The organism is Dyella sp. (assembly GCF_035503745.1).
GTDB lineage: Bacteria > Pseudomonadota > Gammaproteobacteria > Xanthomonadales > Rhodanobacteraceae > Dyella_B.
In genome coordinates this window covers 214,956-239,617 of record NZ_DATJTC010000011.1, presented here as the reverse complement: position 1 = coordinate 239,617, position 24,662 = coordinate 214,956, and the positions used below count along the sequence as shown (strand labels likewise).

At 60.1% G+C, this 24,662-nt stretch carries 17 protein-coding genes; 3 read left to right on the top strand and 14 right to left on the bottom strand.

Going from position 1 to position 24,662, the window contains the following annotated elements; translation table 11 throughout:
• Positions 1-320: 320 nt before the first annotated feature.
• Both VME63_RS04915 and VME63_RS04910 read left to right on the top strand, forming a co-directional pair.
• Positions 321-785, top strand: coding sequence for a GtrA family protein (locus VME63_RS04915; protein ID WP_325430843.1), 465 nt, complete (start codon positions 321-323; stop codon positions 783-785).
• A 50-nt stretch (positions 786-835) separates the two neighbouring features.
• A complete protein-coding gene (locus tag VME63_RS04910) occupies positions 836-1,684 on the top strand; it encodes a polyprenol monophosphomannose synthase (RefSeq protein ID WP_325430842.1) in 849 nt (282 codons plus the stop codon).
• 46 nt (positions 1,685-1,730) lie between these two features.
• On the opposite strand, the gene VME63_RS04905 is transcribed toward VME63_RS04910, so the two are convergent.
• From VME63_RS04905 to VME63_RS04880, 6 genes are all read right to left on the bottom strand, one after another.
• A complete protein-coding gene (locus VME63_RS04905) occupies positions 1,731-2,903 on the bottom strand; it encodes a DegT/DnrJ/EryC1/StrS aminotransferase family protein (protein WP_325430840.1) in 1,173 nt (390 codons plus the stop codon).
• Positions 2,904-2,929: 26 nt separating this feature from the next.
• The gene (cysC, locus tag VME63_RS04900; protein ID WP_325430838.1) at positions 2,930-4,786 is read right to left on the bottom strand and encodes an adenylyl-sulfate kinase; all 1,857 of its coding nucleotides are present in this window, start codon (positions 4,784-4,786) and stop codon (positions 2,930-2,932) included.
• Positions 4,786-5,691, bottom strand: coding sequence for a sulfate adenylyltransferase subunit CysD (cysD, locus tag VME63_RS04895; RefSeq protein ID WP_325430836.1), 906 nt, complete (start codon positions 5,689-5,691; stop codon positions 4,786-4,788). Before cysD ends, cysC begins: the two co-directional genes overlap by 1 nt.
• 276 nt (positions 5,692-5,967) lie before the next feature.
• Complete coding sequence (locus VME63_RS04890) at positions 5,968-6,315, bottom strand: hypothetical protein (RefSeq protein WP_325430834.1); 348 nt, start codon at positions 6,313-6,315, stop codon at positions 5,968-5,970.
• Positions 6,312-7,229: a glycosyltransferase family 2 protein gene (locus VME63_RS04885; protein WP_325430832.1), complete on the bottom strand. Its 918-nt coding sequence runs from the start codon at positions 7,227-7,229 to the stop codon at positions 6,312-6,314. The genes VME63_RS04890 and VME63_RS04885 overlap by 4 nt, the downstream gene beginning before the upstream one ends.
• Positions 7,230-7,301: 72 nt before the next feature.
• A complete protein-coding gene (locus VME63_RS04880; RefSeq protein WP_325430830.1) occupies positions 7,302-9,065 on the bottom strand; it encodes a hypothetical protein in 1,764 nt (587 codons plus the stop codon).
• A gap of 1,379 nt (positions 9,066-10,444) precedes the next feature.
• On the opposite strand from VME63_RS04880, the gene VME63_RS04875 reads away from it, so the two are divergent.
• Entirely contained in the window at positions 10,445-12,109 is a 1,665-nt protein-coding gene (locus tag VME63_RS04875) for a Wzt carbohydrate-binding domain-containing protein (protein WP_325430828.1), read from the top strand.
• 76 nt (positions 12,110-12,185) lie between these two features.
• Here VME63_RS04875 and VME63_RS04870 read toward each other — a convergent pair whose 3' ends face one another.
• The 8 genes from VME63_RS04870 to VME63_RS04835 form a co-directional block, all read right to left on the bottom strand.
• A complete protein-coding gene (locus VME63_RS04870) occupies positions 12,186-13,541 on the bottom strand; it encodes a phosphomannomutase (protein ID WP_325430826.1) in 1,356 nt (451 codons plus the stop codon).
• A gap of 36 nt (positions 13,542-13,577) precedes the next feature.
• Positions 13,578-14,489: an NAD-dependent epimerase/dehydratase family protein gene (locus tag VME63_RS04865; protein ID WP_325430823.1), complete on the bottom strand. Its 912-nt coding sequence runs from the start codon at positions 14,487-14,489 to the stop codon at positions 13,578-13,580.
• Positions 14,467-15,501 carry a GDP-mannose 4,6-dehydratase gene (gmd, locus tag VME63_RS04860; RefSeq protein WP_325430821.1) on the bottom strand — a complete coding sequence of 345 codons (1,035 nt, stop codon included), beginning with the start codon at positions 15,499-15,501 and terminating at the stop codon, positions 14,467-14,469. Before gmd ends, VME63_RS04865 begins: the two co-directional genes overlap by 23 nt.
• A 72-nt stretch (positions 15,502-15,573) precedes the next feature.
• Positions 15,574-19,062 carry a glycosyltransferase family 1 protein gene (locus tag VME63_RS04855; protein WP_325430819.1) on the bottom strand — a complete coding sequence of 1,163 codons (3,489 nt, stop codon included), beginning with the start codon at positions 19,060-19,062 and terminating at the stop codon, positions 15,574-15,576.
• Positions 19,063-19,070: 8 nt separating this feature from the next.
• The gene (locus tag VME63_RS04850; protein WP_325430817.1) at positions 19,071-20,525 is read right to left on the bottom strand and encodes a methyltransferase domain-containing protein; all 1,455 of its coding nucleotides are present in this window, start codon (positions 20,523-20,525) and stop codon (positions 19,071-19,073) included.
• 120 nt (positions 20,526-20,645) lie between these two features.
• Positions 20,646-21,872, bottom strand: a complete 1,227-nt coding sequence (locus tag VME63_RS04845) for an ABC transporter ATP-binding protein (RefSeq protein ID WP_325430815.1) — start codon at positions 21,870-21,872, stop codon at positions 20,646-20,648.
• Positions 21,869-22,654 carry an ABC transporter permease gene (locus tag VME63_RS04840; RefSeq protein ID WP_414648207.1) on the bottom strand — a complete coding sequence of 262 codons (786 nt, stop codon included), beginning with the start codon at positions 22,652-22,654 and terminating at the stop codon, positions 21,869-21,871. Before VME63_RS04840 ends, VME63_RS04845 begins: the two co-directional genes overlap by 4 nt.
• 363 nt (positions 22,655-23,017) lie before the next feature.
• Positions 23,018-24,193 carry a PLP-dependent aspartate aminotransferase family protein gene (locus tag VME63_RS04835; RefSeq protein WP_325430811.1) on the bottom strand — a complete coding sequence of 392 codons (1,176 nt, stop codon included), beginning with the start codon at positions 24,191-24,193 and terminating at the stop codon, positions 23,018-23,020.
• Positions 24,194-24,662: the final 469 nt, after the last annotated feature.

Here is a 24,662-nt window from a genome sequence, read left to right as displayed (position 1 = left end):
TTTTTATGCGATACGGAAAGCCTGCCGCTGGACGCCTGACGCGATGGCCCGTCAGGTCTGCGTCAGTTCACGCGCGACCTCGCCGCCACGGCCGATCCGGGCCGGCCGCTTGTCGGATCAGCACACCCTGGGCCGCAGGAACGCGCACTGTTGCTGCCGCATGGTGAATTTGTGAAAAGTTTCTGGAAACACCGGCCCCACGGCCGCGGCGAGCTTGTAAGCTATTGATCCTAAGGACCGCACCGTGCATGAGAAACGCGGCGCGCAGCGTAAAAAAGGACTTACCACATAGAGCGTCCTTTTTCGCTCGAGATGCGCACATGATCAAGACCATCGCCTGGCTGACCCAACTCGGCCGGAAGCTTACTTTCAACCTGCTGCCTGAATCGCTGATTTCCTTCCTTGTTGTCGGCGCATTGGGCGTGCTCGTGCACCTGACCGTACTGAAGCTGTCGATGTCGACGATCATCCATGCATTCACCTACGCCAACCTCATGGCGATGGTGTTCGCGGCGACGTTCAACTACGTCCTCAACAACAACTCCACATTCGCCGACAGTGCACTGGTCGGCAGGCATGTCTACCTTGGTTATGTCTGCTACGTGGGCATCACCGCCGTGGGCATGGCGATAAGCCTCTCCATTTCCACAAGAATATATGCCACGCATGGCATGCCCATGATCGCCGCGCTGTGCGGCATCGTCGCCGGTTCGCTCTGGAATTACCTCGTGTCGTACACGCTGGTCTGGAAATTCCTGTTCAGCCTTTCCAAACAACAGGGCTGATGGCCCCGCATGCATCGACGGCCCGGAACCCGGCAAGAGACACCATCTAAATGACTAAGCTGCTGGTGTTTTTTGCCACCTATAACGAAGCGGGAAACGCCGAACCTCTGTTGAGCAAGATCACCAGCGTCGCGCCGGAGGCAGACATACTGGTTGTCGACGACAACAGCTCCGATGGTACCGTGGAGGTCATGCAGCAGATGCATCTGCCGCAGCTGACCATCATCAACCGGAAGGGAAAGCTTGGGCTTGGCACTGCCCATCTGTTGGCGTTGGCGTATGCGCGGCATCATGGGTATGACATCGTCGTAACGATGGATGGCGATCTGTCCCACGACCCCGCCGACTTGCCCGCACTCACCTGCGAAGTGGCCAAAGGCTCCGATATTGGCATCGGCTCGCGCTATATGTCCGGCGGCACCTGCGACTACTCCGGCTACCGCCTTTACGTCAGCAAGCTTGGCAACATCGTCGCGCGCTGCCTGCTTGGCCTGAAGCTGCACGAATTCACTACGTCGTTTCGCGCGTTCAAGGTCGATTCGCTGCAGCGCGTCGACTTTTCCAGGTTGCTGGTGGGCGGCTATTCCTTCTTCCTTACCATGATCGCCGAAGCGTCCTCGCGCGGCCTGCTCATCACCGAAACGCCGATTCATTTCCACGAGCGCGGTTACGGCGTCTCCAAGATCCCCACCTTCGAAGCGATACGCGGCATCGTCAACCTGGTACGCCTCGCCTGGATCAAGGTTTTCGTGCGCAAGCCACCGGCACCCGCCATGCTATATGCGTGCCCGGCATGCAAGACGGCCTATACCTTTGTCGCCACCACCGGCAAGCACGGCGCCCAGGCAGCATTGACGCCTGCGGGAACGTGCGTGCTTTGCGGCTATCACCACACCTGAACCGGCCGCTAGCGCCGCTGCATCGACCATGCGTTGGGCGCAACGACTATGCCTTCATCAGTCGGCACACTTGCGCCATCACCCTTTCGACATCCGCGTCCGATAGCGCAGGCGACAGCGGCAGGCTGACCGTTTCGCGCCCCAGCTTCATGGCGTTCGGCCACTGCCCGGGCCGCCAGCCAAAGCGCTGCTGGTAATACGGGTGCTCGGGGATGGAAAGGTAATGCACGCCGGTGCCGATGCGCGCGGCGTTCATCGCATCCAGGAAATCGTCGCGCCCGAGGCCGCAACGCTGGCGGTCGATCATCACCGTGTACAGGTGTCGGCCGTGGCGCGTGCCCGCATCGGCAGCCGCGGGCAGGCCGATGGGCAGTTGGGCGAACGCGTCGTCATAGCGCCTCCAGATCGCCTCGCGCCGATGCCAGTTGCGCTCCACGCGCGCCAGCTGATGCAAACCGATGGCGGCCTGCAGATCCATCATGTTGTACTTGAAGCCGCATTCGACCACCTGGTAGTGCTTGTATCCCTGGTCACCGAAGCGGTGCCAGGCGTCCTTGCTCATGCCATGGAGGGCGAGGATGCGCGCACGCGCGATCTGCTCCTCGCTGCGGCCCAGGATCATGCCGCCTTCGCCGGTGGCCACGTTCTTGGTGGCGTAGAAGCTGAAGCAGCCGAAATCGCCGAACGTGCCCAGCGGCTGGCCGTGGAACGATGCTTCTACTGCATGCGCGCAGTCCTCGATGACGACCAGCTCATGCTTGCGCGCGATCGCCATGATCGCGTCCATGTCGCAGGGGCGTCCGGCGAAATGCACCGGCAGGATCGCCCGCGTGCGCGGCGTGATGGCCGCCTCGATCGCGGCGGGATCGATGTTCTGCGTGGCGGCATCGACATCGGCCAGCACCGGCACCAGCCCCGCGTGCACGATGGCGTTGACGGTGGCGCAGAACGTCAACGGTGTGGTGATCACTTCCGACCCGGGCTCGATGCCTGCCGACAACATGCTGACGTGCAAGGCCGCCGTGCAGGAATTGACCGCCGCCGCCTGCGTATCACGCACTGCGCGAAAGGCGGCAAAATCTCGCTCGAATTGCGCCACGCGCGGCCCCGTGCCCAGCCAGCCGGAGCGTAGGCAGGCCAGTACCTCCTCTATCTCCGCCTCGTCGATCTGGGGCGCACCGAAGACCAGAAACGGCAACTGTGAAGATTCAAGGCTCATGTCGGTCCCAATCTCGGGCGGCACACTCAGCGATGTTCTCGTTGCCGCACGCAGATGACCAGCTGCTCGACCATCGCCTCCAGCGTGGCACTGCGCGTATGTAGGTGCACTTCGGGCGCCTGCGGCGTTTCGTAGGGCGAATCGATACCGGTAAAGTTGGTGATCTCGCCCGCGCGCGCCTTGCGGTACAGCCCCTTGGGATCACGGCGCTCGCACTCTTCCAGCGGCGTATCCACGAACACCTCGACAAACTCACCCTGGTCGAACAGGGTGCGCGCGAATTCGCGCTCGCTGCGGAACGGCGAGATCACGCAAACCAGCACGATCAAGCCCGCATCGACCATCAAATTCGCCACTTCGGCCACGCGGCGGACGTTCTCCACGCGCGCCTCTGCGGTGAAGCCGAGGTCACGGTTGAGACCGTGGCGGAGATTGTCGCCATCGAGCAGGTAAGTGTGATAGCCGAGCGCGCTGAGGCGCCGCTCCAGCAGGTTGGCCACGGTCGACTTGCCGGCGCCGGAAAGCCCGGTAAACCACAGGCAGCACGGCCACTGACCCTTGCTGTTCGCGCGCAGCTGCTTGTCGATGTCCAGATGCTGCCAATGCACATTGGTCGCGCGGTGCAGCGCGAAATCGAGCATGCCGCAGGCGACCGTGGCATGGTTTTGCTTGTCGATCAGGATGAAGCCGCCGAGGGCCGGATTGGTCGCATAGCTCTCGAACGCGATCGGATGATCGAGATCGAGATTGCCGTAGCCCACTTCGTTCAATTCGAGGCGGTGCGCGGCGAGCTTGGCCTGCGTGTTGACGTCCACCTTGTGCTTGATCGAGGTAACGCGCGCATTGACCGTTTTCGCGCCGATTTTCAGCCAGTAGCTACGATTGGGCAGCAGCGGTTCGTCGCCCATCCACAACAGATGCGTGGCGAACTGGTCGGCCTCCAGCGCGGGACGGGCGGCATCGGTCAGCACGTCGCCACGACTGGCATCAACCTCGCGATCCAACGTCAGCGTCACCGCCTGTCCGGCCTGCGCCTCGGGCAGATCCCCATCGGCCGTGACGATGCGCGCAATGCGCGCGCGATGCGTGCCCGGTTGCACCATGATCTCGTCGCCGACCTTGACCCGGCCACCGCAGACGGTGCCTGCATAGCCGCGAAAAGACTGGTCCGGCCGGTTGACCCACTGCACCGGCATGCGGAAATCGGCCGCGTGCAGCGGATCGATGTGCATGGTTTCAAGCAGCTCCAGCAGGGTCGGGCCGTGATACCAGGGCATGTGCGCTGGCGCATGGCCGACGTTTTCGCCCGCCAGCGCAGCGACGGGCAGCCCATGCACCGCCGCGATGCCGAGCTGCGCAGCCAAATCCGAATAGGCGTCCCGGATCGCCTCGTAGACGTCCCGCCGATAGTCGACCAGGTCCATCTTGTTGACCGCCAGCACGATTTTGCCAATGCCCAGTAAGGCGCAAATGTAGGTGTGCCGACGCGTCTGCGTCAGCAGCCCCTTGCGTGCATCAACCAGCACCACGGCCAGATCGGCATGCGACGCGCCCGTCGCCATGTTGCGCGTGTATTGCTCGTGCCCGGGACAATCGGCCACTATGAAACTGCGCCGGGCGCTATGGAAATAGCGGTAAGCGACGTCGATGGTGATGCCCTGCTCGCGCTCCGCGTCGAGGCCGTCGGTCAGCAGCGAAAAGTCAAGCAGGTCGCGGCCGGGATGCAGGCGTGCGCTGTCGCGGCGCAGCGCCTCAAGCTGGTCGTCGGGCACCATGCCGGCGTCGTACAGCAGGCGACCGAGCAGCGTGCTCTTGCCGTCATCCACACTGCCGCAGGTGATGAAGCGCAACATGCTGCGCGTGGGAGTATCCGTGCCGGCCATCAAAAATAACCTTCCTGCTTCTTGCGCTCCATGGAAGCGGAGGCATCGTGGTCGATGACTCGCCCCTGGCGCTCGGAGGAGCGCGCCGCCTCCATTTCCGCGATGATTTCATCCAGCGTGGATGCACCCGATTCGATGGCGCCGGTGAGTGGATAGCAACCGAGCGTGCGGAAGCGCACCATGCGCTGCTCGATCCGTTCGCCATCGCGCAAGATGAAGCGATCGTCGTCCACCATGATCAGCGCACCGTCGCGCGACACCACCGGACGCCGCTTGGCGTAATACAGCGGCACTACCGGAATGCCTTCGCGGCGGATGTAATGCCACACGTCCATCTCGGTCCAGTTGGACATCGGAAACACGCGGACGTTTTCGCCCTTGTGGATGTGCGTGTTGTACACGTTCCACAACTCCGGGCGCTGGCGCTTGGGATCCCAGCGATGCTGGGCGCTACGGAAGGAAAAAATGCGCTCTTTCGCGCGCGATTTCTCTTCATCGCGGCGCGCACCACCGATGGCGGCGTCGAAGCCGTATTTGTCCAGCGCCTGCTTGAGCGCAACCGTTTTCATCACGTCGGTGTGCACGGTCGCCCCATGCACCAGCGGCGAAATACCCTGCCGCACACCGTCTTCGTTGATGTGCACCAGCAGATGCAGATCCGGCGCGGCGCCCACTTCGTCGCGGAACGCGATCATCTCGCGGAACTTCCAGGTGGTGTCGACGTGTAACAGCGGAATCGGCGGACGGCTCGGATAAAACGCCTTGCGCAGCAGGTGCAGCAGCACCGACGAATCCTTGCCGATGGAATAAAGCATCACCGGCCGCTGGAAACTAGCAGCCACCTCGCGAAAGATGTGGATGCTTTCCGCTTCCAGCTGATCCAGGTGTTCGAAGGTTCTATTCATCACTTCCACCGGGCTCGCGCAAGGGCTGGATTTGACATGATACGGCGTGGCGCCATCCAACTAAGGCCACGCAAAGTCCCTGGACACTACTTGATTTGGGCTGCTCCGCATGGCTTGACACCTTACAGGTGAACGGAGCCGCCCCATCTGCACTTTACCTAGGACGCCACGCTCGACTGCGCGAGCACTCACTAAAATACCATCGTGCCGAAAACTGATCGCAGCGTCTATCTGTTCACAATCCGAGCGACACACAAACAGCGACCTCACACAACCCTAGCGAGCCACTACCAAGGCTATGCCACAAATGATAAACAGCACGCCGAGCCAATTGGAACTGGTCATGATTTCCCCAAAAAGCCGGGTCGAGGACACTGCGACCAGTACAAACGTCGCGGCAGCCATGATTGGAACAATCCTCGCCAAGGGAAATGCCTGAAAGACTTTCATGGTCAGCAGGAATGACAGCCCGTAGAAAAAAACGGCCAGAAGAATCAATGGAGTAAAGAAAACACGCAATAGGCTTGATAGCCCATCCGCGTTCACTGAACGCATCACCGACTTAATCAATAGCTGCGAACTGACGTTCAAGAGCACTGCCAATGCCACCCATAGCAGTTTCATTGTTCGCAAATCTCGACAATGTAAGACGGCCGATCGCGTGTTTCGTCCATCATCAGCGAAATATAGTAGGCAACGACACCCATACCAAGTAACAGCACACCGCCAATAAATGCCAACAACAAAATCACGGTTGTAAAGCCCGGCAGAGCCTCCCCTAGAAACCATCGCACCAGGCTAATCAGCCCTATGGCGGACGATACGACTATCGTCAACAGTCCGACCCACCCGAGCGCCATCATCGGCATATAAGTAAATGAGGCGATATTGACAAAGGCGTAGCGCAATAACTTAACAAAGGACCATTTTGACCCCCCCCCGCTACGCGGATCCACATCAAAGTGGACGTCCTTGGCGGAAAACCCGGACCAGGCGATGATTCCTCGGAAGAATTTGTGCCGCTCGCGCAAATTGACGTAAAAGTCGATGACCTTCCGATCGAGCAACTTAAAATCGCTGCGGCCCTTCAGATCGATACCCGAAGTTTTCCGCAACAAGGCGTAGAAACCATTTGAAAACAAGCTCCGCAGCCAGCCATCGCCACGATTCCGCTTCACGCCATCGATCACTAGGTAGCCCTCACGCCACATCCGAATCATTTCGGGGATAAGCGACGGCGGGTGTTGCAGATCCGAATCCATGACAATGCAGGCACGCCCTTTGGCATGTGCCAGACCCGCCTCGATAGCTGCCTCCTTGCCAAAGTTCCTAGTAAAGGACAGATATTCGACGTCTTCACAAGACGCCCGAATTTGCGTCAACACCTCGCGCGTAGCATCGCGGGAGCCGTCATCGACAAAAAGGTAGGAAATCGACTCATCGCAGCTTTCGCAAGCGGCTTTGATGCTCGCAAAATTCAACGCAAGCGCCCCAGCCTCGTTGAAAACCGGTATCACCACTGTTACGTCCGGACACATGAAACACCCCAATTCCCAAATACAAATGCGGAAACGACCAGACAGCAATCTGGAGAGCAGAAAACACCAATGCTAGTCAACGCACTGAACTGACAGCGCCCCATTGGGCTTCAATACCATCAAAAACTGCCCGAAACTTGAGGCTTTAGCCTCACCCTGGAATTCATTCGGATACGGATAATACACCCTCTGAGCGGAGGCCTTTAGCTGCTGATAAAGCGCCTGGGCACTTGCCGGATCCAGGGGCGAGATACCTAAAGCAACGTTATCACCGGCAGCGCCTAGCCAAAAACCCTTTTCGGTCCAATTGACGTTTGGAGAATCCGAAGGAAGAGGCGTACCAAAGACTCTTACGAAGTCCGCATCGCTGACTGCTATGGGGGCCAATCCATTAACACTGTTCTTACTGTGCTCATAACTGACTCCATATCTAGCCAATTGGACCAGAGATTTGCACAACTTGCGCACGACCGGCGCGCGTTCGGCCGACGCCAAATTGTCGAGCGTATTGGCCGATATTTCCGTAACTCGAATATGACCGTACTGCCGATAGGGCAACGACTGGCCGCGATATGTCTCGGTCAACGCGTCGGCAGCCCGATCGTCGCTCAAGACGAATTGAGCGCCCGTGTTTTTGAGGAAACTGAGCAACCCCAGCTTGGCCATTTCGGGTTCTGAACCGCCGTAGTAATACCACTGGTATTTATCGAAACCTTCGGGTGTTTTCCCGGCAAGTCCATTGACGATGTCAAACGAAAAATCCGCCTCTTCCTGCCACAGCGCCGGTTGATAACCACCAAAACCGTATGAAGGCAAAACCATGACCCTGGAACCCACAGGAATCACCTGTTGGTAAATGCGATCTTTAAAGAACGAATCGCTCGGCACCGGAGACATGCGATACATCGACAAGTTGGGCCACAGCAACAGCACACCTAACCCTGCAATAAGCTTTGGCGGCCATGCGTTGCTGTAGGTAAGCGCCCTACTTGCCAACAACGATGCCAATAGCGACGTATAAAGCCCAAATCGAATGGGCAACGCCTCCCTGATGAGCGGCAATTTCAAAGCGAAATGCCACGGCATGGTGATAGTGGGCGTACCGAGAATTGTCAAATGCGCACCTAAGCTACACAGTGCGACCGTAATGAAAAGCACGAACAGGCATCGATTTAATCGCTCTGCGTAAAATGCAGGACCGGCAAAAAGTAGCAGTAGAACGGGCAACCCAAGATAGCTCCCCTGCTCAGTGATATTGCCAGTGAATTTGCTAGAAACAGCGGCGAATCGAGTGCCAAGCAACCAGTTGTTCTGAGTTGGAAGTAGGTAATTGAGCGGATCTGCGGCGTACTTGGACACATCCTGCAGGCCCGAAACATGGTTGGCAAAGACCTGATACAAATAAGGACTGAGCCACAGGATCGACAGCAACACTCCAGCCACCGCCTCGATGCCAGTGACAACGACTTTTCTTCTCCCCGATTCAGTGCCATGTGGCATCAGAAAGAAAATGATAGCCGCCATCGCCATAAAGACGATCAGCGTCGCGTAGATCTCATTGGAGACACCAAATTGCAACGCAAGCAGTATCGAAATCGTAGCTGCAAAGTGGACGGGCCCGATCTTTTCGTTACAGCGCCGTAGGGTGGTGTACGCAACTGCGACCGCAAAGGAGGTGACGCATAGATTTAGATGCCCAAGCAACTGGCCCCAGGTATAACTGGAAAAATAAAACAGCACCGCGCCCGCGACAGCGGCAAATTTATCGCAGCGAAGCTCCCGCGCCATAAGGTAGGCCAGAACCCCATTTGCAGAGATGGCCAGCAGGGTAATCATGTTATACGCCAGAACAGGGCCTCCCCATTGAGTTATGGGAAAGGCTAGCAGTGCAAGACTCGGGACTGCGGTAACCCAAGCCAGGTTCTGCCCTTTCGGCGCGAAGAAGCTGGCGTGAAACGGGTTATGCCAAGCGAGCACATTGTGAGGCCACCATTTCAAGCACCAAAGCATGAAAGCGCTGTCGGGCGACAAGAGCAGCCTATGGCCCGGTTGCCAATGGCTCATGCCTCCGATCAGCACTACGCTAAGTAGCAGGAATGCGATTATGACGTTGCGTACCTCCCGCGAAGATGGAATGGGGCTGTCACTGAACCTTGCTGGATTTTGCTGCACTTTAAATGTTCCCCACCTTGTCCCTGAACAGCTACATCACGCTACCCTGCAACCTTCGCCATTGCGAACGGTGTAGGCGCAGAGCTATCCCACTTTTTTGCACCAAGTCGTCGAGCGCCTCTACGAAACAGCTCTAGAAGACGACCGAACCGGTTACCCCATTGCTCATAATGGGGGCAGTGGCGACCCAGTTGCATTGTAATGTCCTGCTGCCTCTCCGATCCCGTGGATCGCCCGCGAAAAATCCCGTCGCACCATCGGATGCAAAAGATCGCCGGGCGCTCGATGTTTCAACGGATTAGCAAAAGCAGGCTTACGAAATGAATGTTCTCTGCCGCGCGAGGCATCAGTGAGGGGCCATTGAGCACCACACCTTAAAGGCCATCGCGGCAGGCGACCCCATCGTCTACCCAGGTAGCCACATGATGGCCGCCGGATAAGTAAGGCCTCTGCTGCTCGCAGTACGACCGACGAGAAAACATGAGGCATTACTTGCGGTGGTAATGCGGTCCCCTTGAGTTTTCTAGCGTCAATGGCACTCACGCAAGACGTCACCCGATCAAAGACCGATCAAAGACCGATCAATCACCTTAAGCGATTGATCATACACGAAAAAATAACCTTACACCAGCAATGCGCGCCAGCCGGTCCTGATCTGTTGACGCGTTCGCAGCATGGCGACTTACCTCCCTTTCAGGGGTTGGCCACGCAAAATGGGCACGGTCAACACCTTTTGCCATGTTGTCTCAACACCATTGGCGCAAATGCGCCTAAATCAATCATTTCATTTGGGCCTGCATACAACTCTGGTGCAAGTTGCGTAGCCGACGCTACACGTGGCCCAAGGGCAAGCCGCGCACCATGAGCTGCTTGCGCCACCTTCAATTCCGCCTCTTTGCTGAACGCAAGTGTGCTCTAGCAAACGCTTGCGGTTAGCTTACGTTAATATGTCAGAGCCGTGTCAAGGGTTGGGAAGGCCATGCCCTGACAACGCCCTAAACCGTAATCGCACACCCGCTGCGTCCAGAATCGACGAGACTCTTTTGCAAAAAATTCTGCACTTCCACATACCCAAGACCGGCGGAATTGCCATACGCCACTATTTCGTCGATCAGCTGGGCGAGGCCCGGGTTTCACCGAGCGTTGTGGGCAGCCGTCTCAGTGACGCGCTGCTTCGCTGGGATGATCTGGACGTGGTTAGCGGACATTTCCTACTTCGACAGGGGGATCGCTTGCCTGCCGATCGGTGCGGCGTAACGGTACTGCGCAATCCGATCGATCGCTTTTTATCTGAGTATTTCTTTGCCAAAAGCGATAACGCCGATCGATTGCTCGATACAAAGTTGCACGCCCTCGATCTGGACACCTACCTCGACAAATTGACCGAACAGGAAGTCCAATCCGCGTCTTGCCAAATCGAAATGCTCTACGCGCTAGGGACGACTTCGCAGGACGTTCTTTCTAGCAATGAAAAACTCGCCGCCGCGCTGCGTGCCATAGATAAGTTCGAGCTTGTCGGCATGCAAGACGAATTGGAAGACTTTGCATGCATGCTGGACGCCAGGTTTTCCTGGAGCTCAAAACCGCTCAGCTTCAAGAACGTGACATCGCAACGCCTTCAATCGAACGCGCTAACGCCATCGCAGGCGTGCAAGCTTAAATCTCTCCTGGGCGCCGAGTTCGAACTCTACGAGCACGCCCGAATGATCTTCAGGAGAAAACGGCGCGAATATCTCAAACGATCGACTGCCGGACATTTCGATACCCCCACAACGACAAATTCAAGCGAGGACGTCCCGACCAATATCCATGAATCGCGGGCCAATTTCGGCGACATGCGATGTTCCATTGAAGATGTTTCGGTAGTCGGCGATATATCCGGCGACCATCGCGCGATGGTAGGCGAACACATGACCATCTCGATCACATTCAAAGCGCATCAAACGATTGATGAAATCAATATCGGGATCGCGATCAGGGACGACCGCGGGTTGCTCATCTTTGGCACAAACTCCATGCTGCTTGGCCAGACATATTCGCTAGAGCCCGGCCAATACCGTATCCAGTTCACGATGCTAAACCGGGCGCCCAACGGTAAATACACAATCGACGCTGCCCTTCTCCAGGGTGAAAGCCACTATCAGGGCTGTTACCACTGGATCGACAAAGCGGCCTCCTTCGAGATTCACAATACAGCTGTCACGCATTTCGAGGGCGAGATCCTGATGGACGCGAACGCGCAAATGACATCCGAGTCCCCCTCTGCATCATGGCGCGGCAAGCCCTACGCTCCGACGAGCGCTCAGATCAAATCGCTGGGGCGGACCAACAAACCGCTTGAACGCTTCGAGTCAACGATAATCCCAATGTCCAGGGACGAGCAGTTTTTCCATGGTGTGGACGCTTTCCTACCGGTGCGTGTCGAGAATACGGGCAAAGAAAGCTGGGCAGCCTACGGACAACAACTGGTTACGCTCACGTACCGCTGGCTATCGGATAATAATGAAGTGCTGGTGGCCGACGGCGTTCGCAGCCGCCTCCCCACTGACATCTCTCCTGGCGGCGCAGCGATCGTTCCCATGCGCATCGCCACGCCCACCGAGGCTGGCAACTATCTGCTGGTCCTGTCGCTGGTGCAGGAATCCGTCGCATGGTTTGTCGATAGAAATCCCGACTCGGGACATTCGGTTCGCATAGCGCTGAAGTAGCCGCCACGCGCGGAAACACCGCGCTGTGGTCCCGCGAAGGTGGCTAGCTCAAGCGCCCGTACAACTCAGTGCCGCATCATTCAGCGGCACCCTGCAAAAGGCGGCTGATTTCCGCGGTCTTTTCGCGCATCAACGCATCGTCCCCGCGTGACTCGACATTGAGGCGCAGCAGCGGTTCGGTATTGGACGATCGCAGGTTGAAGCGCCAGGAACCGAAGTCCGCACTGGTGCCGTCGGTGTAATCGAGCGAAGGTTGCTGCGCCTGGAAGTGCGCCATTACCCGGCTTACCGCCTGTTTGGCGTCTGCGACGCGGAAATTGATTTCGCCGCTACACGGGAACGCGCGCATCTGCTCGCCCAGCATGGCGGCGAGCGAAGTGTTGGTGCGCGAGATGCGCTCGACCAGCAGCAGCCAGGGAATCATGCCCGAGTCGCAATAGGCGAACTGGCGGAAGTAATGATGCGCACTCATTTCGCCGCCGTAGACGGCATCTTCGCTGCGCATGCGCTCCTTGATGAAGGCGTGACCGGTCTTGCTCTCTATCGCCACGCCGCCAGCCAGCTTCACCATGTCGATGGTGTTCCAGGTCAGGCGGGGGTCGTGAATGATCTTTGCGCCCGGATGTTTGGCCAAAAGCTGTGCGGCAAGCAGGCCGACGATGTAGTAGCCCTCGATGAAGTCGCCCGCGCTATCGAAGAAGAAACAGCGGTCGAAATCGCCATCCCATGCCAGGCCAAGATCCGCTTGATGCGCCCGCACGGCATCGGCCGTGGCGGAGCGGTTTTCAGGCAGCAGTGGATTGGGGATGCCGTTGGGAAAGCTGCCGTCCGGCTCGTGGTGCACCCTGATGAATTGGCACGGCAGGTGCTCGGCGAGCAGATCGACGATAGGCCCGGCACAGCCGTTGCCGGCGTTGACCACGATCTTCAGCGGCCGAATTTGCGAGACATCGACGTAACTCAGCAGATGGCGAATGTAGGCCGATTTGTCCGCGTCGCGGCGAAGGCCGCCGGCCTTGTCCGCATCGCTAAACCGGCTTTCCTCGACCAGGCGTTCGATGTCGCGCAGGCCGCTGTCGCCGCTGATCGGCTTGCTGCCCTCGCGCACCAGCTTCATGCCGTTGTAGTCCATCGGATTGTGGCTGGCGGTGACCATGATGCCGCCCTTGGCGCCACGATCGAAGGTCTGGAAGTAGACCTCTTCGGTGCCGCACAGGCCGATGTCGATGACGTCGCAGCCGGCGCGCATCAGGCCCTGGGCCAGTGCCGCGGCCAATGCGGGACTGTCCTTGCGGATGTCGTAGCCGACGACGATCTCGCCCTTGCCCACGACCTGCGCATAGGCGCGGCCGATCCGGTGCGCGAGATCCTCGTTGAGTTCATCGGGAATGCGGCCACGAATGTCGTAGGCCTTGAAAGACGATAGAGCCATAGCTTTGATCCTCTCGCACGCGCAATGCGCGGCGGTTCAGTCGCGCGCTTCGTACATCCACTGCAGCGTGTCGCGCAGCGGAATGATGTCGAGCGGGCCGATCAGCTCCCCAAGCTTGCGGTTGGAGCCGGTAAGTTTCGCCACTTCGTTGGCGCGCACGAACGCCGGGTTGACCTTGATCTCGATCTTGTAGCCCGCCAACGCCTCCACCATGCTCACCACTTCGGTGAGCGTATAGGCACGGCCGGAACACAGGTTCACGGTCTGCCCGATCGCGTCGGCATCCAGCAGGCGGCGGTAAGCGTTGGCGACGAATCGTACGTCCTGGAAATCGCGCGCCACGTCGATGTTGCCCAGTTCGATCACTGTCGCCCGGCGGCGGAAGTGATTGACGATCTTGGGCAGCAGGAATTTTTCCGACTGCCCCACCCCTGTGTAGTTGAACGGGCGAACCACGATGATCGGCAGCTTTTCCTTCCACAGCCCGGCCATGTGCTCCATCGCCAGCTTGCTTACCGCGTAGTCGTTGGCGGGGGCCGGGGGCACCGCTTCGGTCAGCAGCTCCACGGTGCTGTTGCCATACACATTGGCGCTGCTCGCCAGCAGCACCGCGCGCGGACGATGCGCCTGGGCGGCCAGGGCTTCCAGCAAGTTGCGCGTGCCCATGATGTTGGTGCGATAGATCGCATCGACATCGCCATGCGCAACGAAGGCAATCGCCGCCAGGTGGATGACGACATCCGGCTGGATGCGCGCAATGGCGTCCATCATGGCCTGTCGATCGCACAGATCGACCGCCGTGGCGCCGTCGCCGCTCTCGTGGGTGAGACCCACGACGTCGTAGCCCCCCTCGCGCAGTTCCTGCGCGAGGTAGACGCCGGTGAAGCCCTGCACGCCGGTGACCAGCGCTACGGGGCGCGCGCGTTCAGAAGGAATGGCCACGTTCATTCCGCTTCAAATCGGCCTCGACCATCATCTTGCATAGATCTTCCAGACTGGTCGTGGGCTCCCAGCCGAGCTTGTTCTTGGCCTTGGAGGCGTCGCCGATCAGCAGTTCGACTTCCGCCGGGCGGTAGAAGCGCGGGTTGATGGTGACCAGCACCTTGCCGGTCTGCTTGCAGATGCCGCGTTCGCCTTCGCCCTCGCCCTGCCACTCGATGGCAACGTCCACCGCCTTGAACGCCATGGTGACGAAATCGCGCACGGTTTCCGTGCGGTTGGTGGCTAGCACATAGGTATCGGGCTCCTCGACCTGCAGCATGCGCCACATGCCCTCGACATATTCCTTGGCGAAGCCCCAGTCGCGCTTGGCGTCGAGGTTGCCCAGCTCAAGACGATCGGCGAGGCCGAGCTTTATCTTCGCCACGGTGTCGGTGATCTTGCGCGTGACGAATTCGCGGCCACGCATCGGCGATTCGTGGTTGAAGAGAATGCCGCTGCAGCCAAAGATGCCGTAGGACTCGCGGTAGTTCACCGTGATCCAGTGCGCGTACAGCTTCGCCACGCCATAGGGGCTGCGCGGGTAGAACGGCGTGTCTTCGGTTTGCGGAATGGCCTGCACCTTGCCGAACATCTCGGAGGTGGATGCCTGATAGAAACGGATCTTGGGATTGACGATACGAATGGCTTCCAACAGATTCAACGCGCCCACCGCGGTGATCTGCGCCGTCAGCGCGGGCTGGTCGAACGAGACGCCCACGAAGCTTTGCGCCGCGAGGTTGTAGATCTCGGTTGCGCCGCTCTCGTTGAGCAGGCGGATGGCCGAACCCTGATCGGTCAGATCAAATTCCGCCAGATGCAGGTTGGGATGATTGTGAATGCCCAGCTCTTCGATGCGCCAGAAATTCACCGAGCTCGTGCGGCGATACGTACCATAGACGCGATAACCTTTTTCCAGCAGCAGTTGGGCCAGATAAGCCCCATCCTGGCCGGAAATGCCCGTAATGACGGCAGTCTTCATAGCAAAGTTCCTGTTCAAACCAAGTCCTAAAAAAAGGGTCGTCTTTTATCGCTTTTCAACAAAGCGGGACGCTCAGGCGCTCCGTTCATCGATGCTTTCGGCCAGGGGCGAAGGCTCAGAGTGAGGAGGACGCTGATCCACCGGATGCAAGCGCAGCTCGCTTATCCATAGCTTTGACACGGCATCCACGTGGATGCGGATGTCGAGGTCGCTGACATCCGCCCCAAGCGCCAATTCCACCACCGCCAGGCATCCGGTGGCCAACTTGTCTTGGGCGCACAGCTCGCGCCGGAGGTGCAGGACGTCCACGGACTGGCTGCAAATCTCCAGCAGCGCACACCCCTCATCGCCATCCCATCCGCCCTGGATCTTCACCACGTAGCGGCCCATCTGCAACGCCAGAGGCAAGCCGTACAACAGCAGGCCTGCCGCACCGGTGGTATGCATGCGTCCGCGCACGAGTTTGCCGACGTCGCTTCGAAAACGGTAATCGTAGGCCGCATGCCGCCACTCGCCGCCGGGCAGCCAGGCATGCACCCAGTGTTGCAGCCGCACTCGTTCGACCAGTTGCCGGGTGGCCTTGCTCCAGGTCATCCAGCGCATGCCGTCGGATTGGGGCGCGCGCCCTTGCGCGTCCAGGGCCAGCCATTGATCCAGCGACCGGGCCAGGCTCTGTGGATCGTAGCCGGAAAAGTAGTGCGCATGCTCGCCGGCTATTTCCCGGAATACAGGCAAATCGCGTGCGACCAGCGGCAGGCCATGATGGGCGCCCTCGATCAACGGTAGGCCGAAGCCTTCGCCTTCGGAGGCCATGATCAGCGCCGAGGCCCGTGCGTAGGCGCCTAGCAGCAAATCGTCCGCGGCCTGCTCGTACCAGAACAGCCGCTTGCCACGCTCCGGGTGGTTGCGCATATGCGCCAGTAGCTCATCCATCAGCCAACCGGGCTTGCCGATGATCAGCAGATTGACCTCGCGCCCCTGCGACCATAGCCGCTCGAACGCAGCCAGGGTCTGCGCATGGCCTTTGCGGGGTTCGACCGTACCGACCATGAGAAACGTCGTGCGATCGCCCAGCGCGGCCAGCTGCGCGTTGCCCTGCACGGCTGCGGCCTGGCGGACATGCGGTGCGCCCAGGTCCGCGCCCAGATGGAAGTAGCCGATCATCAGCGGCCGGTAGCGCACAGGCCTGGCCTGGTCCAGCCAGAGTTTGAACTCATCGGCCACCGCTTTGGAGATGCACATGAGGCTGTCGGCCACCTCCGCCACCGCCTCGTACCATGAGCGGAACAGCGGCAGCGAGGGCGGGTCGAAACAGTCCGGGCGCAACACCGGCAACAGATCGTAGACGACGTAATGCTGCTGCACGCCGCGATTGCGCAGGTCGCGGAAGCGCTCGATGTACTTGGGCAGCAGATGCGCGACCAGATCCAGGCCCAGATAGACATCGCCCGCAGCGAACTCCACCGGGTCGTCCGGCGGCAACGTTTCGCCCGCGTAGTAGCGGCGTGCGCAATAGCTGCGCGCATATCTGAAAATGCCGTCTTCACCCAGGCAGATGGGTTCTACGCGATAACCGCTGGGCGCATCCTTGATCAGCTCGTCCAGCACGTGTCGGACGACGCGCTGGATGCCCGTGCCCGCATCGGTGACGAACAAAGTGGAAATGTCCACCAGCCACTGCGGCTTGGCGGAGGTGGCGATGGGCAAATCCCTCGAAACGGCGGTTGCGATCCGGCGCCAGTCTTCCTCGGACACACTGCCCAATCGCTCGTGTGAGGCGATCTCGCCGATGACCGCACGAGCTTCCTCGCGCCAATGGCCGTTGCCGCCATCGGCACGGATCGCAGCATCCTCGCCGGGGAGAAACTGGGCGCAGCCAAGTGTTTGCAGATCCAGCGGCGAGAACACCCGCGCCAGTACTTCCGCCGAGAAACCCGACGCCACCGCCGCCGAAATCGCCGGGTAGCCACCGGACCGGTAAACCAGCGAAATCACCAGTTCGCGACCTGCGGGGGTGGTGGCCAGGGCGCCAAGCAACATGCCGAGCCGGTTGTCGCGCAGGACCAGGTCGGCCATGCCGGTGGCGGCGAAAGGAAGTGTCTTGGCGCAATAAGCGTGATCGGAGACTTCGATGACGACCCGATCGAAGTGCTCTCTTTCAGCGGCCAATGCGCTCAAGGGCCGATGCGGCTGCACACCGTCGCAATCGTCATCGGCATACACCGTGCAATCGCCCAGATGGCGCATGGGCTTTGGCTCATGTCCCGGGGCGGGCAGCCATGCGGTGAGACCGCGCCAGCCCTGTACCGGAGCGCTGTTGGCACCGGTACGACTGACACGGGCGCGTTCGGCCGCCGCCGCCAGCGCGGACATCGCGCGCCTGGCCGATTCCTGCCAGGAAAACCGTAGCGGCTGGCGTTGGCCGTGCTCACGCAGTACCGACCGAAAACCATCGTCCGTCAATGCGACGAGCATCTTGGCCTGGATGGCTTGCGGATCTTTCGGATCGAACAACGCCTCCTCGTATCCGATCACCTCCGGCAAGCTGGAAGCGTTCGAACCGATGACCAGCGCGCCGCTTGACATGGCCTCCAGCGCGGGCAGGCCAAAGCCCTCCTGCAGGGAGGGAAACACATACAGCGCGCAGAGGTTGTAAAGCTTCATCAGATCGACGTCGGGCACATAACCGGTGAACACCACCTCCGACGCATCCAGCCCGCTGGACGCGATCACCGCCGCGAGCGCCTTTTGCTCCGGCTCGGGCGCACCGCCTACGATGGCCAGTTGATGGCCTTTGCGCACCGCATCGGGCAACAGCGCGAAGGCGCGAACCAGCGCGGCGATGTTCTTGCGCGAATCGAAACCGCCGGCGTACATGACGAATGGCCGGCTAAGGCCATACCGGCTCATCAGTTCGTGGCGGAAGTGTTCGGGGTACTGAAGCGGCTTGAACATGGGATCGGCGGCGCCGGATATGTTTGTCAGGCGCTCTTGCGCGATGCCTAGCAGCTCGGCGGCCTCGTCGCACGAAAAGCGCGAGATGCCGAGCAAAAGATCGGCACGCTTCAGATGATCGATCTTGGCCATGTACCAACGGCGCACGCGCTCGTCGGCGAGATAGGTTTCCTGGTGCGCCAGCGGGATCAGGTCATAGAGCGTGACTGCGTTGAGGTAGCCGTCATCGGGATGGATTGCCGACACCACATCGTCGCCGAACCCATCGAACAGGCTCGCCACATGCACCACATCCGGCTTCAGTCGCCGCAAAACCTCCCTGCGCAGCACTTCCGAGGCCGAGCGGCGGAACGCGGTGGACGGGTCGATCCACGACACCGGCGCCAGGCCATCCCAGGTCACGATACGCGACTGCGGCAACAGGCCATCGAACTGGCCGCGCAGGTACTCGATCGAATCGCCCATGCTCGCGTTGAGCAGGACGGTCATCTCGTGCCCATGCGGATTGGCCAGCATGGCCCTGGCCAATGCCAGTGAATATCGGCCTACGCCGCGCCGGCGCCCCTCCGGCGACTGACAGGCCTGTAAATCGAGAATGATATGCACGTGTATCCCTACCCTTTCTTAGGCGCCTTCTTGCCACCGGCCGATGGCTCATCCGCTCGCACCTGGTCGATCACGGAAAGTATCCGACTTGCCTGTCGAGTCAATGACGCTTCCGACGAAATGGGTTCAGCCGGTACCGAAGCGGGGCCGAGCAAGAACAATCGCGCTCGCCAGACCACCCGCGAATCGCGACCCATGACGCGCACGACCGCTCCACGCAGCCACGTCCACCCGTACATCCTAACCAGCATCGGACGCGTGGACCTGGCCACGCTGCGCACGGTCAGAAACGCGACGCGGCGCAGTACGGTGTAGGCCCGCCGCGCCAGCTTCGAGGAGGATCGCAACGGCGCGGTCAAGCGCCAGGATTTACTCTGGTAAACCGTGTTCAGATCGGCGCGAAGCCTTATCACTTCATGATCGAGCGCGGCCTCGCGCTCGCGCAGGGTTTCGATCTGTCGAGTCAGCAGGCGATGGCTCTCGCCTAGCTGCCCGTGCTCCCGCTCCAGCGCCACCCATGCGACTTCGCGTTCCTGCAGATGTTCGCGCAGGCCCACCAGGGCCGCTTCGCGGCGCTCGTTCTCCGTGTCCAGAAACGCAACCCTTTCCCTAAGCTCCCTAAGCTCGGCGATGCGCCTTGCATCCTCGACCATACGGGTTCCTCGAAGCTCCTCTCCAGGATGATCACTGTCGTAGTTCTTCAGCAGCACGGACACTGGCAAACCGAAATCCCTCTGAAAGACCTCGTTGAACGCCTCCAGCGATGGCGCATCCGATGCCTTCTGCGCGACCACGGCGTAATCGGGGCTGGCGCCGCCCAATACCTGGTCCAAGGAAACGCCCGTTGCCTGCAGGAGCGAGCTGTCCTCTTGCAGGCGAACGATTTTTACTCGCGCAAAGCCGTAGTACTCCGGGACGAACGCCAGCAGATCCGGCGGCAGCGGATTGCGATGCGATGGATCCAGGTAGAAATTCAGCGAAGAAACCTTGAAGTTCTCCGGATTGGGCGTTTCCAGGATCAGCAGACCGGCCGGCTTGAGCACGCGCAGAGCTTCCTGAATCAACGCCTGCAAGATCTCGAAAGGAAGATGCTCGGCGACGTGAAAGCCGGACACGATCATCTGGCTTTGGTTCGGCAATGCCTTGAGAAACTCGATGGCATCGCCCTGGGTCACCTGCAGACCGCGCTCCCGGCATGCGTGCAGCATGCCCGCATCGACATCCACGCCCTGCCCTTCGAAGCCGTGCTGCTTGAGCAGTTCCAGCCACTCGCCACGACCGCAGCCCAGATCCACCGCAGCTACGACGTCCGCCAAGCCCTTCAACGGCTCGATGAAAGGCAGATACGCCACCAGGCGGGACAGGATCAATTCGCGCGATCCACGAAACCGGTCTTCGAGCGCCCGATAGAAACCCGCAGGCGTCGGCTGTGCGGCCGGCTCCGGCCCCTGTGGCGGGGACATGGCATCATCGTTGTGCATAAATGGCCCGATGCACGTTACACCTAAGCCCGGAGAAGCGCTGCACGGCAGATGGCATCGATAACACCGAGCCCTTGCCATCGAGCGCAGGACAGACGTAGCTCATAACTGTGCCGTCTCGATCACCGGCGGAACCCATGCGGTGCCGACGAAGCGCGTCCGGCTCATGTTGGATACCGAAAAAACCAGGGCGAGATCGCGCCATTCGTAATTGTTGACCAGGTGCGTTTCGCTACTGGCCAATGCGGTGGAAACCGAATAGCTGCCCGGTCCGAGATTCATCGGAAACGCGATGCGGAATTGGACACACTGGCCCGCCTTCACATTCTCCAGCGCCTGTCCGGTGTGATGCGTATTGGTTCCAAATACCGGCTGCCCGAGCCGGTCCTTGATCATGTAACCCAGCACCAGCCGCGGAATGTCCTCGCGCACGGCAACCTTGATATGCAGCACCACCGGCTGGCCGACATCGACGAATTCGATCGGGTCGCCTGCTTCGTTCAGCAGGGCGATCTGTTCCACCGACGCCTCGCGCGTGCCCGAAACGGTCTGCACGCGGCCGCTTTCGTGCTTGGAAATCATCACCGTGCGGTTCTCCCGCTCGGCGATCAGGGCGTTGTAGAGGTCCATGATTTCCGCCGGGTCGCCATCCTTGACCATACGGCCACCATCGAGCAGCAGCGCGCGATCGCAAAGGGACTGCACCGCTCCGCTGTCGTGCGACACGATCAGCAAACTCGTGCCCAGCTCGCGGAATTCGCGAATGCGCTTGAAGCATTTGTGCTGGAAATACGCATCGCCAACCGATAGCGCCTCATCGACAATGAGCGCGTCGGGCCTGAACGCGGTGGCCGTGGAAAAGGCCACGCGCATCTGCATGCCGGTGGAATAGGTGCGCGTGGGTTCGTTGAAGTAGCTGCCGATTTCGGCGAACTCTTCAATATCGTCGATAACGCCATCGATTGCCTTGCGCGAAAAACCCATCAGGCCGGCGACGTGGTAGACGTTTTCGCGCCCGGACAGATCCGGATTGAAGCCCATGCCAAGCTCGAGAATCGCGGCGATGCGTCCATTCACGGCCAGGCTTCCGCTGGTGGCGCGCAAGGTACCGGTGATCAGCTTGAGCAGCGTGCTTTTACCCGCACCGTTCTGCCCGACGATGCCGATGGCTTCGCCGTGCGCGACGTTGAAGGAGACATCCTTGAGCGCCCAGTGCTCAACCTTCGGCTGCACCTGCACGCCCACCCAGGAAGCAAAGCGCTTCCATTCGGTGCCGTAATCGCGATACGCCTTGCCGAGTGCGTTGACGGTAAGAAGTTTATCGGTCACAGCACGTCCACCATTTCCGGAGCCGCGCGCCGGAACATCAGCAAGGATACGCCCAGCATCAGCAGGCCAAACACGCCCACCGCAATCAATCCCCTCACATGCGGCGCCTGACCGTAAAGCATGACGGTCTGGAACGAGAGCACAATGTGATACATGGGATTGAGTTCCAGCGCCATTTTCAGCGGTTCGGGAATAATGGTGGGCATGTAGACCACAGGCGTCAGCCAAAACCAAAGCTGCAGCACTACGGTCATCACCTGCGCCACGTCGCGCACGAAAACGTTGATCACCCCAAGCAGCAACCCAAGCCCCAGGCTGAAGATCACGTTGACCACAAACAGCGCCGGCAGCCACAGGTATGCCGCCGTGGGCATATGGCCGACCAGCAGGAACACGCCGATGGCCGCGGCCAGCAGCAACACGTTGTTGACCAGCGCGGAGCCCGCGACGATGACTGGCAGGCACACGCGGGGAAACATGATTTTCTTCATCAGGCTTCCGTTGTCCACGAACATGTTGACCGAACGCGACAGCAGCTCGCTGAACAGCGACCATGCCGTCATGCCCGCCATCAGGTAGATCACGTAGGCGTAGCGGTTGTTGATGCCCGGCAGTTTCGCCGCCAGGACCCTGGAAAGCACCAACGCATAAATGGCCACCTGCGCCAGCGGCTGCAGAATCATCCACGCCGCGCCGAGCTTGCTGCGCACGAATCTCGACCGCAGGTCGTTCTTGATGGAGGACACAATGAAGTGCCGGTAACGCCAGATCGCAAGCAGCATTTCTCTCACAGCAATATCTTCCTCAAACTATGGCCAAGCGTTCGGTTGCGATAACGCGATACCCAAACCATCAGCCCTTGCCAGATTCCCTGGCGCCCGGCTTCCTCCAATCGAAGGGCCGTCTCCCTGGGGCTTGTGTCGCGATGATTTGCCAAGCCAGGATCGCCGGCAAGCCGCCTTAGACCCCTGCGATTGCCACAATTACTTACGGTTGCGGCAACCTTGCTGGACAAGCCCTGCAGCGATCCCCGTCACCATGCCCGCTCCTGCGCCCTGAAACGGGAAATAACCGGCTCAAGCCTCGTAAAGCTTGCACCGGCCCTCCATGCGTCCAAATCCCATAAGCCATGGGTCCCTTGGCAGTTACTTCAACGCGGCCGCCAGTTCGCCCTTCAAATCAGCTATGTCCTCTACACCCACGGACAGTCGGATCAACCCATCGCTGATACCCAAGCGCTTGCGATTGGCCGCAGGCACCGAAGCGTGCGTCATGATAGCCGGATGCTCGATCAGGCTTTCGACGCCGCCAAGCGATTCGGCCAGCGCGAACAGCTCGCAACGTTCCAACACACGTCGGGCTTTCTTCAGGCCACCCTTGATTTCGGCGCTGATGATGCCGCCAAAGCCGTTCATCTGGCGGCGGGCCAGCGCATGCTGCGGGTGGCTCTTGAGGCCTGGATAGATCACGCGCTCGACCGCTGGATGCTGTTCCAGCCAGTGGGCCAGCTGCATGGCGCCCTCGCAATGGGCCTTCATGCGAAGGTGCAGGGTCTTCAGGCCGCGCATGGCCAGGAAGGAGTCGAAAGGCCCGGCCACGGCGCCGACCGAGTTCTGTACAAAAGCCATCTGCTCGGCCAGCTCGCGGGTACCCGCGACGACCACGCCACCCACCATGTCCGAATGGCCGTTGAGGTACTTGGTCGCTGAATGGAGTACCAGATCCGCGCCCAGCTCGAGCGGACGCTGGATCATCGGGGAACAGAACGTGTTGTCGACCACCAGGATCAACCCATGCTTTTTCGCAAAGGCCGCCACCTTGGTCAGGTCGACGAGCTTGAGCATCGGGTTGGTCGGCGTTTCCGCCCAGATCATGCGGGTATTGGGCTTCAAGGCCGCTTTCAAAGCGGCAGTGTCGTTCAGGTCGATGAAGCTGAAATCCAGCCCGGCCGAACGGCGACGCACGCGCTCGAACAGGCGGTAGCTGCCGCCATACAGATCGTCCATGGCGATCACATGGCTGCCCGAATCGAGCAGGTCCAGCACCGTGGCCGCCGCGGCGAGGCCCGAGGCAAAGGCGAAGCCGGCCACGCCACCTTCCAGTTCGGCCACGCAGCGCTCATAGGCCATGCGCGTGGGATTCTGGGTGCGCGAGTATTCGTAGCCCTTGTGCTTGCCGGGACTCTCCTGCACGTAGGTCGAGGTGGCGTAGATCGGGGTCATGATCGCGCCCGTGCTCGGGTCAGGATGCTGCCCGGCGTGGATGGCGCGCGTGCCCAAGCCCAGTGCGCGGGTCTTGCTGCGGCTTTTGGAGATTGCCATGGCGTAAGGGTTGAGCCTGTGTACGGGTTAAAGGTGTTATCTTAACCTGCTAGGGCAAGTATTACCGAGGACGCCGGCCATCAAGCGCCGCCCCGGCAAGCGAAGCTTCAGCCTTGACGCAAAACTAGGCACAGCCCATACGCGCATGTATGGCCGCCCATTCACAGCGATGAATAAACCTAAGGACATTTGCTAGGGAGTGCCGCCTGCCCCAGGCCGGCCATGGGCCAAAGTCCGTCGCAGCATCTTGCGGATGCAAGATCTGGCATCCCATCCATGCTGCAAAGCAACATCAGCACTGCAGGGCGGCTCGATATCTTGCGCCACCGGAGCAGGCGATCAGGCCCCCGTCGCCGGTCAGGACAAGCCCCCACCGAAACCGGATCGGGAACCGGCACACAGATCGCGGACCAAGCACTGGCGCGCACCCTTGATTCTGCGGTCCACGCGCGCCCGAACCGTTTGAAAC

What these genes read in the sequence shown, in the direction of transcription:
- VME63_RS04915 (WP_325430843.1), top strand. Translation starts at nt 321, where the DNA reads ATGATCAAGACCATCGCCTGGCTGACCCAACTCGGCCGGAAGCTTACT.
- VME63_RS04910 (WP_325430842.1), top strand. Translation starts at nt 836, where the DNA reads ATGACTAAGCTGCTGGTGTTTTTTGCCACCTATAACGAAGCGGGAAAC.
- VME63_RS04905 (WP_325430840.1), bottom strand. Translation starts at nt 2,903, where the DNA reads ATGAGCCTTGAATCTTCACAGTTGCCGTTTCTGGTCTTCGGTGCGCCC.
- cysC (WP_325430838.1), bottom strand. Translation starts at nt 4,786, where the DNA reads ATGGCCGGCACGGATACTCCCACGCGCAGCATGTTGCGCTTCATCACC.
- cysD (WP_325430836.1), bottom strand. Translation starts at nt 5,691, where the DNA reads ATGAATAGAACCTTCGAACACCTGGATCAGCTGGAAGCGGAAAGCATC.
- VME63_RS04890 (WP_325430834.1), bottom strand. Translation starts at nt 6,315, where the DNA reads ATGAAACTGCTATGGGTGGCATTGGCAGTGCTCTTGAACGTCAGTTCG.
- VME63_RS04885 (WP_325430832.1), bottom strand. Translation starts at nt 7,229, where the DNA reads ATGTGTCCGGACGTAACAGTGGTGATACCGGTTTTCAACGAGGCTGGG.
- VME63_RS04880 (WP_325430830.1), bottom strand. Translation starts at nt 9,065, where the DNA reads ATGATTACCCTGCTGGCCATCTCTGCAAATGGGGTTCTGGCCTACCTT.
- VME63_RS04870 (WP_325430826.1), bottom strand. Translation starts at nt 13,541, where the DNA reads ATGGCTCTATCGTCTTTCAAGGCCTACGACATTCGTGGCCGCATTCCC.
- VME63_RS04865 (WP_325430823.1), bottom strand. Translation starts at nt 14,489, where the DNA reads ATGAACGTGGCCATTCCTTCTGAACGCGCGCGCCCCGTAGCGCTGGTC.
- gmd (WP_325430821.1), bottom strand. Translation starts at nt 15,501, where the DNA reads ATGAAGACTGCCGTCATTACGGGCATTTCCGGCCAGGATGGGGCTTAT.
- VME63_RS04850 (WP_325430817.1), bottom strand. Translation starts at nt 20,525, where the DNA reads ATGTCCCCGCCACAGGGGCCGGAGCCGGCCGCACAGCCGACGCCTGCG.
- VME63_RS04840 (WP_414648207.1), bottom strand. Translation starts at nt 22,654, where the DNA reads ATGCTGCTTGCGATCTGGCGTTACCGGCACTTCATTGTGTCCTCCATC.
- VME63_RS04835 (WP_325430811.1), bottom strand. Translation starts at nt 24,193, where the DNA reads ATGGCAATCTCCAAAAGCCGCAGCAAGACCCGCGCACTGGGCTTGGGC.